Origin of the sequence: Pseudomonas cichorii (genome assembly GCF_003700275.1) — a bacterium.
Taxonomy (GTDB): domain Bacteria; phylum Pseudomonadota; class Gammaproteobacteria; order Pseudomonadales; family Pseudomonadaceae; genus Aquipseudomonas; species Aquipseudomonas cichorii_B.
In genome coordinates this window covers 1-11,978 of the sequence record NZ_RBRE01000060.1, presented here as the reverse complement: position 1 = coordinate 11,978, position 11,978 = coordinate 1, and the positions used below count along the sequence as shown (strand labels likewise).

General features: G+C 57.2%; 13 protein-coding genes. 5 read left to right on the top strand and 8 right to left on the bottom strand.

Annotation, left to right across the window (positions count from 1 at the left end; genetic code table 11):
* The first annotated feature begins 1 nt into the window (after nucleotide 1).
* From ALQ04_RS16530 to ALQ04_RS16520, 3 genes are all read left to right on the top strand, one after another.
* Nucleotides 2-3,136 carry a CusA/CzcA family heavy metal efflux RND transporter gene (locus ALQ04_RS16530; RefSeq protein ID WP_122316833.1) on the top strand — a complete coding sequence of 1,045 codons (3,135 nt, stop codon included), beginning with the start codon at nucleotides 2-4 and terminating at the stop codon, nucleotides 3,134-3,136.
* Between the two features lie 162 nt (nucleotides 3,137-3,298).
* Complete coding sequence (locus ALQ04_RS16525; protein WP_183142201.1) at nucleotides 3,299-3,628, top strand: DUF2790 domain-containing protein; 330 nt, start codon at nucleotides 3,299-3,301, stop codon at nucleotides 3,626-3,628.
* 142 nt (nucleotides 3,629-3,770) lie between these two features.
* A complete protein-coding gene (locus ALQ04_RS16520) occupies nucleotides 3,771-4,103 on the top strand; it encodes a DUF2790 domain-containing protein (RefSeq protein WP_122316831.1) in 333 nt (110 codons plus the stop codon).
* A 73-nt stretch (nucleotides 4,104-4,176) separates the two neighbouring features.
* Here ALQ04_RS16520 and ALQ04_RS16515 read toward each other — a convergent pair whose 3' ends face one another.
* The 6 genes from ALQ04_RS16515 to ALQ04_RS16490 form a co-directional block, all read right to left on the bottom strand.
* Nucleotides 4,177-5,139 (bottom strand): class I SAM-dependent methyltransferase, encoded by a 963-nt coding sequence (locus tag ALQ04_RS16515; RefSeq protein ID WP_122316830.1) that lies wholly within the window; start codon nucleotides 5,137-5,139, stop codon nucleotides 4,177-4,179.
* An 81-nt stretch (nucleotides 5,140-5,220) separates the two neighbouring features.
* Nucleotides 5,221-5,919 carry a YoaK family protein gene (locus ALQ04_RS16510; protein ID WP_122316829.1) on the bottom strand — a complete coding sequence of 233 codons (699 nt, stop codon included), beginning with the start codon at nucleotides 5,917-5,919 and terminating at the stop codon, nucleotides 5,221-5,223.
* Nucleotides 5,920-5,952: 33 nt separating this feature from the next.
* A complete protein-coding gene (locus tag ALQ04_RS16505) occupies nucleotides 5,953-6,180 on the bottom strand; it encodes a hypothetical protein (protein ID WP_122316828.1) in 228 nt (75 codons plus the stop codon).
* A 165-nt stretch (nucleotides 6,181-6,345) separates the two neighbouring features.
* Nucleotides 6,346-6,564 (bottom strand): hypothetical protein, encoded by a 219-nt coding sequence (locus tag ALQ04_RS16500; RefSeq protein ID WP_122316906.1) that lies wholly within the window; start codon nucleotides 6,562-6,564, stop codon nucleotides 6,346-6,348.
* A gap of 187 nt (nucleotides 6,565-6,751) precedes the next feature.
* Nucleotides 6,752-7,093 (bottom strand): FKBP-type peptidyl-prolyl cis-trans isomerase, encoded by a 342-nt coding sequence (locus ALQ04_RS16495; protein WP_122316827.1) that lies wholly within the window; start codon nucleotides 7,091-7,093, stop codon nucleotides 6,752-6,754.
* A gap of 123 nt (nucleotides 7,094-7,216) precedes the next feature.
* Nucleotides 7,217-7,498 carry a hypothetical protein gene (locus ALQ04_RS16490; RefSeq protein ID WP_122316826.1) on the bottom strand — a complete coding sequence of 94 codons (282 nt, stop codon included), beginning with the start codon at nucleotides 7,496-7,498 and terminating at the stop codon, nucleotides 7,217-7,219.
* 649 nt (nucleotides 7,499-8,147) lie between these two features.
* On the opposite strand from ALQ04_RS16490, the gene ALQ04_RS16485 reads away from it, so the two are divergent.
* Both ALQ04_RS16485 and ALQ04_RS16480 read left to right on the top strand, forming a co-directional pair.
* Entirely contained in the window at nucleotides 8,148-9,713 is a 1,566-nt protein-coding gene (locus tag ALQ04_RS16485; RefSeq protein WP_122316825.1) for a TerC family protein, read from the top strand.
* A 161-nt stretch (nucleotides 9,714-9,874) separates the two neighbouring features.
* Nucleotides 9,875-10,147, top strand: a complete 273-nt coding sequence (locus tag ALQ04_RS16480) for a hypothetical protein (protein ID WP_122316824.1) — start codon at nucleotides 9,875-9,877, stop codon at nucleotides 10,145-10,147.
* 30 nt (nucleotides 10,148-10,177) lie between these two features.
* Here ALQ04_RS16480 and ALQ04_RS16475 read toward each other — a convergent pair whose 3' ends face one another.
* Both ALQ04_RS16475 and tssI read right to left on the bottom strand, forming a co-directional pair.
* Complete coding sequence (locus ALQ04_RS16475; RefSeq protein WP_122316823.1) at nucleotides 10,178-10,753, bottom strand: GNAT family N-acetyltransferase; 576 nt, start codon at nucleotides 10,751-10,753, stop codon at nucleotides 10,178-10,180.
* 95 nt (nucleotides 10,754-10,848) lie between these two features.
* Nucleotides 10,849-11,978 (bottom strand): type VI secretion system tip protein TssI/VgrG (gene tssI / locus ALQ04_RS16470; RefSeq protein WP_122316822.1); only part of this gene is annotated, 1,130 nt, incomplete at its 5' end.

The following is an 11,978-nucleotide window of genomic DNA, read 5'->3' as shown; positions in this document are numbered from 1 at the left end:
CATGTTTGAACGCTTGATTCAATTTGCCATAGAGCAACGCATTGTCGTCATGCTGGCGGTCTTGCTGATGGTAGGGCTGGGAATTGCCAGCTACCAGAAGCTGCCCATCGACGCGGTGCCGGATATCACCAACGTCCAGGTGCAGATCAACACCTCTGCACCGGGTTTTTCTCCGCTGGAAACCGAGCAGCGCATCACGTTTGCCATCGAAACCGCCATGGCTGGCTTGCCGGGCTTGAAGCAGACCCGTTCGCTGTCGCGCTCGGGGCTGTCGCAGGTCACGGTGATTTTCGCGGACGGTACCGACCTGTTTTTCGCCCGGCAACTGGTCAGTGAGCGTTTGCAGACTGCCAAGGAGCAGTTGCCCGAAGGCATCGATGCCCTGATGGGGCCTATCTCTACCGGCCTCGGGGAAATATTTCTCTGGACGGTCGAGGCCGAAGACGGCGCGCTGAAGGAGGATGGCACGCCTTATACGCCGACCGATCTGCGGGTCATTCAGGACTGGATCATCAAGCCGCAGTTGCGCAATGTGCCGGGTGTCGCGGAGATCAACACCATTGGCGGTTTTGCCAAGCAGTACCAGATCGCTCCGGATCCAAGGAAGCTGGCCGCCTACAAGCTGACACTCAATGACCTGATCGCAGCACTTGAGCGCAACAACTCCAACGTCGGCGCGGGTTATATCGAGCGTGGCGGCGAGCAGTTGTTGATTCGTGCTCCGGGGCAACTGGTCAATGAGCTGGATATTGCCAATGTCGTGATAGCCAACGTGCAGGGCACGCCGATTCGGGTGAGCCATGTCGCCGATGTGGTGATCGGCAAGGAACTGCGCTCCGGTGCTGCCACCGAGAATGGTCGTGAAGTGGTGCTGGGTACGGTCTTCATGCTGATCGGTGAAAACAGCCGCAGTGTGTCCCAGGCGGTTGCCGCCAGACTGACCGAGATCAACCGTTCGCTGCCCAAGGGCGTGGTGGCGGTTACGGTCTACGATCGCACCCATCTGGTGGAAAAGGCCATTGCCACGGTCAAGAAGAACCTGGTCGAGGGCGCGATTCTGGTCATCGCCGTCCTGTTCCTGTTCCTGGGTAACATTCGTGCAGCCCTGATTACCGCCATGGTGATTCCCCTGGCGATGCTCTTCACCTTTACCGGCATGTTTGCCAACAAGGTCAGCGCCAACCTGATGAGTCTGGGCGCGCTGGACTTCGGCATCATTGTCGATGGCGCGGTGGTGATTGTCGAAAACGCCATTCGCAGGCTGGCTCATGCCCAGCAGCGGCATGGTCGCATGTTGACCCGTTCCGAGCGTTTTCATGAAGTGTTTGCTGCAGCGCGTGAGGCCCGTCGTCCGCTGATCTTCGGCCAATTGATCATCATGGTCGTTTACTTGCCGATATTTGCCCTGACAGGCGTCGAAGGCAAGATGTTCCACCCGATGGCCTTTACCGTGGTCATTGCCCTGCTGGGGGCGATGATTCTGTCCGTGACCTTCGTGCCGGCGGCTATTGCCATGTTTGTCACCGGCAAGGTCAAGGAAGAGGAAGGGCTGGTGATGCGCACCGCCCGGCAGCGCTATGCGCCGATTCTGGACTGGGTGCTGGGCCATCGGACGCTGGCCTTTGCCATGGCGGTTTCGGTCATTGCCGTGTCGGGGCTGGCCGCCAGCCGGATGGGCAGCGAGTTCATCCCGAGCCTGAGCGAAGGCGACTTTGCCTTGCAGGCCTTGCGTGTGCCGGGCACCAGCCTGAGCCAGTCGGTAGACATGCAGCAGCGTCTGGAAAAAGCCGTTATCGAACGCATGCCGGAAGTCGAGCGGATGTTCGCCCGTACCGGTACGGCGGAAATCGCCGCCGACCCCATGCCGCCGAATATTTCCGACAGTTACGTGATGCTCAAGCCGACCGATCAATGGCCTGATCCGAACAAGTCGCGCGAGACATTGATTGCCGAGTTGCAGGAAGCCGCAGCCAGCGTGCCGGGCAGTAACTACGAGCTGTCGCAGCCGATCCAGTTGCGCTTCAACGAACTGATTTCAGGCGTGCGCAGCGATGTGGCGGTCAAGGTCTATGGCGATGACATGGATGTCCTCAACCAGACCGCCAACAAGATTGCCGCCACATTGCAGAAAGTCAGTGGCGCCTCTGAGGTCAAGGTCGAGCAGACTACCGGCCTGCCGGTGCTGACGATCAATATCGATCGCGACAAGGCCGCGCGCTATGGCTTGAACATGGGTGATGTGCAGGATGCCATTGCGATTGCCGTTGGTGGCCGTCAGGCCGGCACGCTGTATGACGGGGACCGCCGTTTCGACATGGTGGTACGTTTGTCCGACACGCTGCGCACCGATCTGAACGGACTGTCGAATCTGCTGATTCCGGTACCGGCGAGCCCGGGCAGCAGCAATTCGCAGATCGGTTTCATTCCGTTGTCGCAAGTGGCCAGCCTGGATATGGTCCTTGGGCCTAACCAGATCAGCCGTGAAAATGGCAAGCGTCTGGTGATCGTCAGCTCCAACGTGCGTGGCCGGGATTTAGGGTCGTTCGTGGAGCAGGCCGGGCAGGATATACAGGATCAGGTGACGATTCCGCCGGGTTACTGGACCAGTTGGGGCGGGCAGTTCGAGCAGTTGCAATCGGCGGCCCAGCGCCTGCAGATCGTTGTGCCAGTGGCGTTGCTGATGGTGCTGGCGTTGCTGTTCATGATGTTCAATAACCTCAAGGACGGCTTGCTGGTCTTCACCGGGATTCCCTTTGCATTGACGGGCGGCATCCTGGCGTTGTGGTTCAGGGATATTCCATTGTCGATTTCCGCTGGCGTCGGCTTCATTGCGCTGTCTGGGGTTGCGGTCTTGAACGGCCTGGTAATGATTTCCTTTATTCGCAACCTGCGTGAAGAAGGCTTCAGCCTGGAAAAGGCCATTCATGAGGGCGCCTTGACCCGCTTGCGTCCGGTGCTGATGACTGCTTTGGTTGCCTCGCTGGGCTTTATCCCGATGGCCCTGGCGACGGGGACCGGTGCGGAGGTGCAAAGGCCTCTGGCGACCGTTGTGATCGGCGGAATCCTGTCGTCGACGATTCTGACCTTGCTGGTGCTGCCAGCGTTGTATCAGTGGGCGCATCGTCGAGAAGAATAAAGAGATACATTGTCGAAAGGCTCGTGGCGGGTGACTGTCACGAGCCTTTTATTTTGCGGTTAAATAAAGAGAGTGATGCGATTACAAAATAGTAATTTTCACGCAACGTTCTGGAAAGTGTCTGATTGCTACAATGAGTCATCACTAAATAGGAGTCAGAAGATGAATGTTCTCAAACTGTCTGTTCTTGCCTTTGCTCTTGTCACGCCACTGACCTCGTACGCTTTCAGCTCTGCGGATCTGCGCGGCGATGAGCGGAGCAGGGCGCATCAGGTCAAGGTTGAAGAATATGCAGCTAGGACACAGAAAGCCGTTCCTGAAATACAGGACTACAACTACGGCATGAAACTCGATATCGCCAGGGTCGTTTTCAAGACTCCCGCCCCCAGGAATTGTGGGGTTAATTCAAAATTGATGACTTATGAAGACTCGTATGGGGAGCTTAATACCATGCGCTACAAGGTGTTGAGTGAGTGTGCCGGCAAGAACTGATGATCACGTAACGGTCTGAAAATCACATTTTTACAAGTAAAAACAAATAGAAACAATTAGCGATTTGGGGTATGCCGGATGGCATATGTTCGTCGAGTGATTGTATTGCTACATTGAACTTCAATTAAACAGGAGACGATAGATGAAAGCTTTAAAGTTGTCCGTTCTTGCCTTTGCACTTGTTTCGCCATTGACTTCGTATGCTTTCAGTACGACGGACTTGCGGGACAGTGATGAGCGCAGTAAAGCGCACCAGGCCAAGGTAGAGGAGTATGCGGCCAAGACACAGAAGCCCGTTCCGGTCATGCAGACTTATGCTTACGGAATGAAGCTGGATGTTGCCAAGGTAGTGATCAAGACCCCGGCACCTGGCGACTGCGGGATCAACTATAAGTTCATGACTTATGAAGACTCGCAAGGCGACCTCAATACACTGAGTTACAAGGCAATCACTGAGTGTGCTGGTAGAAACTGATGCCTGTAGACCAATAAGCGGCTGGTGCGTATGCGCCAGCCGCTTATTGCATTGCGCGAAGGCATTTCTGCTGTTATGCCCATCCTGCCCGGGGCTCACCGTCAGCCTTGAATATCAGGGCTTTCAAGCCACCCTCGAGACTGGCATCGGGAAATTCGGGCGGATTTTCCAGGCGTTGCTCAAAGCGTAATCCCGGAGCTTCAACCGCAGTGTGCCGGATCAGAAAGTCCGTGCCGACTGCCGGATCGTTCATACAGGCCAGCACCATTCCGTCCTCGGTCAGCAGTTCCGGCAAACGGCGCAGAACCCGCTGATAATCCTTGTCGAGCATGAAGCTGCCTTTCTGGAATGACGGTGGGTCGATAATCACCAGATCATACGGCCCCGAGCGGGTGACCTTGGCCCAGGACTTGAACAGGTCGTGGCCCAGAAAGCTGACCCGGCTCAGATCATGTCCATTGAGTCGATGATTTTCCCGGCCACGATTGAGGGCTGCCTTGGCCATGTCCAGATTGACCACATGATCTGCGCCGCCAGCGATGGCCGCGACCGAAAAGCCACAGGTATAGGCGAACAGATTCAGTATCCGCTTGCCCTTGGCCTGAGAGCGAACCCATTCCCGGCCATAGCGCATATCCAGAAACAGGCCGCTGTTCTGCTTCTTGCCGAAGTCGATCTTGTAGCGCAGATCGTTTTCAGTGATGACCCATTCATCCGTAACCTCGCCCAGAAGCCATTGCACGCTGCTTTGTGGCAAATAGCGATGTTGTAGCAGCAGGGTATGGGCCAGGCTCTGTTGCCACTGAGCGGTATGTGTCAATTCCTGCAGTTGCCGGGTCAAGGCTTGCAGCTCTGTTTCGAGCGGTTCCTTGAACAGTGATACCAGCACCACACCTTGCATCCAGTCGACCGTGATGTGTTCAAGCCCAGCCCATACCCGGCCGCGGCCATGAAACAGGCGACGGGTTTCATCGGGCACAGAGCTCAAGGCGGTGAGCAGGTGCTGTTGCAGGGTGGCGAGCGCATCAGGGGTCATGACAAGGGTCGGCAGTGAAGGGGCGCGTATGGTAAACGCATTCTGAAATCGCAGCGATCTTTGCCGGTGTGCAGATGCCGATCAGCGCGGCATGTAGCGACGCTGCCAGCGGTGGGGGATTTTCAAGGACAGCAGGCCCAGCAAGGCCGAGAGTACGCCGCTGACCAGCAGGGCATTGAGGCCCATGCGTTGTTCGAGCAAGGCGCCGATGACGGCCCCGATAAACATGCCCGCCCAGGGAACCAGTTGAATCCGCCAGCCATCGCGACGCTCGCCCAGCATCCAGCGCCCCAGGCCACGACCGAAACGCGACAATGCGCCGGTTACGTACGTGAGGCCAACGGGCAGGCCATTGACCTGTTCGACCGCGGCATTGAGCATGCCCATGGCCAGAATGGCCCAGACCAGGGCCAGAATATTCGACGCCATCGGCCATGCCGTTGCAGCGCACAGCAAGGTGGCGATACTTAGCAGTAGGGGCAATGCCCGTCTGCCGCCCAGGCGGGCGACGATGACGCCCAGCGCATTGCCTGCAATAAAGACGGCAATGGCCAGTATCAGTCGTGAGGTTGTACCCAGGTCCCCGTCGCTGATGGCAACGGCCAGGCGCGTGGTATTGCCGCTCATGAACGAAACGAAATCGCCGGTAGCCATGAAACCAATGGCATCGGTCATGCCGGCCAGTATCGAAAGGCTGGCCGCCAGTGCCATGCCGACCCTGCCGCGCCATTTCTGCATGTTCAGGTATCGGGGGCTGACGCCCGTTGTCGATGGCAGCATTGAGGGTTCTCTGGCAGGAGATCGATGAGGGTTTTATTGAGCCTTGGTGCGCACGATCCTTTTTGCCTTGACCTCATCCACATAAGCCTTGAGCTGGTCGGCATCGCTGTAGAGCCGATTGACCAGTTGCAGAATGGCGGTCACATCAACATCTTTCATGTCCGAGGCCAGCTTGAGAATTTCATCTGCCGTGTTTTCGAGGTTGGATGCCGTGCCCTTGAGGTGCCGTTTCAGCTCCTGGGTCGGCTTGTTGAGCGCCATAGATATTCCTGTCAGATAAAAGTCTGAACTCCATGCCCAGAGCATGGCTTTTTCCACGGTAACAAGCAATCCGCGTCACGGGGAGTGGTCGCTGTCTGATCTTCAGGAAGGAATTGCGACAGCAGCCCGGACATCATTCAATCCGGGCTGTGGGACGAGCGAGCTTCAAGAGCATTCAAGCGTATTCAAAATACGCTTGATCCTCAGCCATTCCTGACGGGCCTGGGCATATTTATCCTCGGCCTGCTTCCTGGCGACCAGAAAGCTTGCCCATATTTCCGGGGACAAGGTGTCCTCGTGCAACAGTGAATAAGCTGAATCGTTGAGTCTGTCGGCCTCAAAAAACAGCAGGTTGTTCTGTGCGATGGCTTGATCCCATGTCATGCCTGTCAGCTCTTTGAACCTGTCATCTATCATTGCGAGCTCCCTTTTGATCCAGAAGGGTCAAGACGACTGCTCGCTTATCCGCGACGCCCGTGAAGCTGAATGCTTGCACCAAATGGCAAGGCTTTGAACCTCGCAGGATGCCTGGGCGATAGGCGGTGTGCTGCGCGTTCCCGGCAGTTGCGGATCAGTCGTCGCGGGTCAGCACTTCCAACAGCTCAATTTCAAAGGTCAGGTCGGAGCCGGGTTGAATATGTGCCCCCATTTTCCTGTCGCCATAAGCGAGATGGGCGGGTACGAAGAGCTTGCGTTTGCCACCGACTTTCATGCCCATCAGACCCTGGTCCCAGCCCTTGATGACCCGGCCGGTGCCAATCACGCACTGGAACGACTTGCCGCGTTCGTGGGAAGAGTCGAAGACGGTGCCGTCGTCCAGCATACCGGTGTAATGAGTCGTGATCAGGGCGCCCTTGACGACTTGCTTGCCGTCACCGACCTGCAGGTCGGTAATCTGTAATTCGTTGCTCATTGCCAGGCTCTCCAGTGGTGGTCGGGGCTGCTTTCTCGCAGAAAAGCCATGAGCTGGCAAGCCACGCAAAGCAAAACGGGGAAGTTTTCACTTCCCCGTCCGGTGCGTTGCAAGAGTCAGGTTTCAGAGGTTCTGTGTGCTGACAATCATGGCTTCGGCGATACTGGCTTTCTGCTCTTCGGTAAAGTGGTCCCAGACATTGACCTTGGCGTAGTAGCCAAGCCCGGCCATGCAATAGAGGCTCAGGGTGAACACGATAAAGATCGAAATGAAGGTCCAGCGGCCGTTGTCATTTTCGCGGGTGAAATCGCGGGAGTAGCGGGTGTTTTCAGAACCGCGGGAGGCGAGGACCGAAGAAAGGCGTTTGAACCATTGGAACAGGTGAATCACAACAAGCCGCAGCATGGGGAGTAGCCTCAATATCAAAAAACGGAGCTGGCTTTGCAGTCCGCATGCCTGCGCGGACTAAAAAGCAAAAGCTGAAAACGCAGAAAGCCCGTCTATGACGGGCTTTCTTTTTATGAGTCAGATCAAGTCGTCGCGGGGAGTTCGACAAGACAGGCTGATGCTGTCGATGTTCGATTCCGCACTCGCTTGACGGTATTGCAACATTTTAAGACAAACCAACAGCAGCGGCTACCGCATGGGTGGTCTTGTCAGACAACTGGTCGTGACTGAGCGTGCGACATAGTGTCGCTGGTGGATGATGGCTCATAGCCTTGAGTCAATATTTGTAATACTTATTACGCGGGTGAAATATCTATTTATATTGTAGGATCTCATCCCGCATTAAATTTCAGGACTATATGAATACCCCTCAGGAGCCTCCTGGTCGCTCGTCATCCATACCCCCCATCTGTTCGCGTGCCCACGCCTCGCCAATGAGCAGATCACGTCATTCAAGCAGTCTCCTCACTCTCTTGCAGGGTGTTCGCTCCGTCAGCCTTTTGCCCTCCGGATTCGTCGAGCATCGCTCGGCAATGTCTGCGCGTGCATGCTTGATTCTGCCGATGACACCTTCCCGCCACTTTTTGCATGAGATTGAATGATTCCTATGGAATGGATTGCTGACCCCACGGCCTGGCTTGGCCTGCTTACGCTGATCGTGCTGGAACTGGTACTGGGTATCGACAACCTGGTGTTCATCGCCATCCTGGCTGACAAACTGCCACCCGAGCAGCGCGACAAGGCGCGGGTGATTGGTTTGTCCCTGGCCTTGATCATGCGCCTTGGCCTGCTGGCCAGTATCTCGTGGATGGTGACGTTGACCGAACCGCTGTTCGAGGTGTTCGATCACAGCTTTTCCGGACGCGACCTGATCATGCTGTTCGGTGGTGTGTTCCTGTTGTTCAAGGCCACCATGGAATTGCATGAGCGGCTGGAAGGTCATGTCAGCCAGCGTAGCGGCAGCACCACTTATGCCATGTTCTGGCCGATCGTGGCGCAGATTGTGGTACTGGACGCTGTGTTCTCGCTGGATGCCGTGATTACTGCTGTCGGCATGGTCGAGCACCTGTCGATCATGATGATTGCCGTGATCTTCTCCATCGGCCTGATGCTGGTTGCCAGCAAGCCGCTGACCAAGTTCGTCAACAGCCATCCGACAGTCATCATGCTGTGTCTGGGCTTCCTGATGATGATCGGCTTCAGCCTGACCGCCGAAGGCCTGGGTTTCCATATTCCCAAGGGTTACCTGTATGCCGCGATTGGCTTCTCGATCCTGATCGAGGTGTTCAACCAGATCGCTCGCAAGCGCAGCAAGAAATCTGCTCAAGGGCATCTGCCGCGACGTGAGCGCGCTGCGCATGCGGTAATGCGCCTGCTGGGCGGCCGCAAGCTGCAAACCGGTGAAGTCGATGAGGAAATCATCGAGATGATCGAAGATGGAAGCACTGAGCCGGTTTTTGACCGTCGCGAGCGCATCATGATCAGCGGTGTCCTGCAACTGGCCGAGCGTCCTGTGCGTACGGCCATGACGCCGCGTACCGAAGTCGATTACATCGATATCGGTGACGATGCTGAAACGGTTCGTATGAAGCTGATGCACTCTTCGTATTCCAGGCTGCCGCTGATCGGCGAGGCTGGTATCGATGAGCCGTTGGGCTTCGTGCACAAGAAGGAATTGCTGAAGGAAATCCTGGCCGGTAACGAGCTGGACCTGCGCCTGATGAGCCGCAAGGCGATCAACCTGCTGGACAACTTCACGATCCTCAATGCGCTGGAGCAGATGCGCAAGGAGTCGACGCACATCGCCTTCGTGGTCAACGAGTTCGGCGGCTTCATCGGTATCCTGAGCATGACCGATATCCTGGAGTCCATCGCCGGCCAGTTGCCTGATGCCAGCGAAGTGGAAGGCCCGGACATCGTGCCGCAGGGTGAGGACTTCCTGGTTTCGGGTGCCTTGAACCTGAGCCTGCTCCGTGAGCGAACCGGCTTTCAAGCCAGGGCAACCGACGATTATCAGACGCTGGCCGGACTGGTCATGAGCCTGCTGGATCGTCTGCCGGTCATCGGTGACAACCTGACCTGGCAAGGCTGGCAACTCAAGGTCGTTGGCGTCGAGGAACGGCGTGTGACCCGGGTACTGCTGCAACGGCAGCCCGATGTCGGTACGCCTTAAACCTTGAACGGTTGGGTGGAACGGGCGCTTTCAGCCCGTTCCACCCACGTTTTGCTGTCGGCTGTCAGGCAAGCCTGCACGCCACTCCATGCTTGGTCTATCCTGCCCACTCCCAGTGGTTTCAAACATGCAGTCAGCCACGTCAATAAACGGAGACTGCCATGGCCGCTGCCTTCCTCTTCAACCCCAACCTGACCTATGACGTTGTTTCTACCCGCAAGGCCTATCCGGTCTGGCGTATCCGCGAACGCAAGGTCTACGCCTACCTGGAACATGACCCACGCCGCGACTGGAGTGGCGAGATAGGCACCTTGAGCCTCGGCACCCCGCAGCGTCTGGTCGACCATGACGGGCAAACCATCGCTTACATTGTGGGCGCAGAGGTACGGGACACCAAGGGACGAAGATTTTCGCTGAACGAAGTCAAGGACTGACTGCCGTCCATAGCTGTTCTGGGCTTTTGACTACCGGCGTCGTGGTCGCGAGACCACTGACTCGATATTCTTGCGTCCGATCAACTTCGGTTGTGCAGGTTCTTGAACTTCAGGCTCGGCGAGCAGCCACTTGAACATCACCAGACAATCCACCAACCCCAGTTTTCCATGGCGATAGGCGCGTGGCAGGCGTCCGACGGTTTCAAAACCGAGCCTGGTCCACAGGGCAACGGCTGTTTCATTAGTGGACACCACCGAATTGAATTGCATGGCCAGAAAGCCGCTTTCACGTGCCAGTTGCTGGGAGTGCTCGCACATCAGGCGCGCCACGCCACGCCCACGTGCGGCCTCGGCAACCATATAGCCGCAATTGCTGACATGTTTGCCCGGGCCGGCGGCGTTGGCCTTGAGGTAATAACTACCCAACAACTGACCATCTTGCTCAGCGACCAGCGTGTGCAGAGGCAGGCCCATCCACAGGTCGCGAGCCTGTTCCCGAGTCAGGCCCGGGTCATAGGCGTAGGTTTCCTGAGCGCTGACGATGGCCGCAAAAGTGGGCCAGAAAGTCTCGAAATCGTCGTTCGTCATGGGGCGAATCTGGATCATGGTGTTCCTTGCTGAGGGGCTTGCAAGCGTTGCCCGGCATCGGGTCGTGCATTCGGATAGGTAGATTCTGCCTGAGCCCCCGGCCTTTTGGCAGCCTATGATTGTTCGCACATCTCGCAACGCGGAGTCCGTTTGCGCATCAATGCCAGTTGTTGCGGCTGGGCCAGCAATTGCCCAGGCTTGTCCGCATCTGCCTGCTGTGGTGGGCCGGGGCGCAAGGGTGATGCAGTCGCTCCGCTACCCGGATTACCTCCGGAATTGATCCTGACCTGCGGCCCGTTGATCGCTACGCCGCCATGATCAAGCCGGATAAAGCTGCCACCGACCTTGAGGGTCAGTTCCATGCCGGCATCGATGACCAGCTTGTCACCGGACTTGAGGTGGATTTCCCGGCCGGCTTCGACCAGTTGTGCCACGCCCAGCTTTATGTGTTGAACCTGACCGATGCTCAGGTGATCGTTGGCCCTGACCTCGACCTTGCGGTCGGCGTCGACCGTGCAGTGTTGCTCGGCCATGAACTCGCTGTAGCTGTTGGCCTCGACCCGTTCGTGGCGTTCATGGCCGGTATGGATCTTCTGGTCGTGACCGATGTGCTGATCCCAGTTGCGCTGGGCATGAATGAAGATCTGTTCCTGATCCTTGCGGTCCTCGATGCGCAGCTCGTTATAGCCTGCACCGCCGGGGCTGCTCAGGGTCTTGAAGACGCTGCGGGTGCGGTGTTCCGGCAAGCTATAGGGCGGAATATGTTCGGCGTGATAAAGGCAGCCGGTTACCAGCGGCTGATCGGGATCGCCTTCCAGAAAGGTCACCAGCACTTCCATGCCGACTCGCGGCAAGGTCACCGCTCCATAGCGCTTGCCGGCCCAGCTGGAAGACACCCGTAACCAGCCGCTGCTGTGAGCATCATGCTGGCCGTCACGGTCCCAGTGAAATTGCACCTTGATGCGGCCATGGGCATCGCAATGGATTTCCTGACCTTGCGGCCCGGTGACCTTCGCGGTCTGGCTGCCGAGAATACGTGGCTTGGGATGGCGCAGGGGCGGGCGATAGAACGCATCCCACGGCGTAGCCCGAAAACTGTTGCGATAGCCTTGCCAGGGCGCCGGTGCGGCGGACTCTTCGAGCACCTGCGGCTGGCGGCCTTCGTGACGGACTTCGGTCAGCAGCCAGAGGCCATTCCAGGTTTGTTGCGGGTGCTCGGCCAGATCCAGAAAGTGACCGCTGA

Excerpts from the sequence above, each read along its gene's own strand:
- ALQ04_RS16530 (WP_122316833.1), top strand. The coding sequence starts at position 2 with ATGTTTGAACGCTTGATTCAATTTGCCATAGAGCAACGCATTGTCGTC.
- ALQ04_RS16525 (WP_183142201.1), top strand. The coding sequence starts at position 3,299 with ATGAATGTTCTCAAACTGTCTGTTCTTGCCTTTGCTCTTGTCACGCCA.
- ALQ04_RS16520 (WP_122316831.1), top strand. The coding sequence starts at position 3,771 with ATGAAAGCTTTAAAGTTGTCCGTTCTTGCCTTTGCACTTGTTTCGCCA.
- ALQ04_RS16515 (WP_122316830.1), bottom strand. The coding sequence starts at position 5,139 with ATGACCCCTGATGCGCTCGCCACCCTGCAACAGCACCTGCTCACCGCC.
- ALQ04_RS16510 (WP_122316829.1), bottom strand. The coding sequence starts at position 5,919 with ATGCTGCCATCGACAACGGGCGTCAGCCCCCGATACCTGAACATGCAG.
- ALQ04_RS16505 (WP_122316828.1), bottom strand. The coding sequence starts at position 6,180 with ATGGCGCTCAACAAGCCGACCCAGGAGCTGAAACGGCACCTCAAGGGC.
- ALQ04_RS16500 (WP_122316906.1), bottom strand. The coding sequence starts at position 6,564 with ATGACATGGGATCAAGCCATCGCACAGAACAACCTGCTGTTTTTTGAG.
- ALQ04_RS16495 (WP_122316827.1), bottom strand. The coding sequence starts at position 7,093 with ATGAGCAACGAATTACAGATTACCGACCTGCAGGTCGGTGACGGCAAG.
- ALQ04_RS16490 (WP_122316826.1), bottom strand. The coding sequence starts at position 7,498 with ATGCTGCGGCTTGTTGTGATTCACCTGTTCCAATGGTTCAAACGCCTT.
- ALQ04_RS16485 (WP_122316825.1), top strand. The coding sequence starts at position 8,148 with ATGGAATGGATTGCTGACCCCACGGCCTGGCTTGGCCTGCTTACGCTG.
- ALQ04_RS16480 (WP_122316824.1), top strand. The coding sequence starts at position 9,875 with ATGGCCGCTGCCTTCCTCTTCAACCCCAACCTGACCTATGACGTTGTT.
- ALQ04_RS16475 (WP_122316823.1), bottom strand. The coding sequence starts at position 10,753 with ATGATCCAGATTCGCCCCATGACGAACGACGATTTCGAGACTTTCTGG.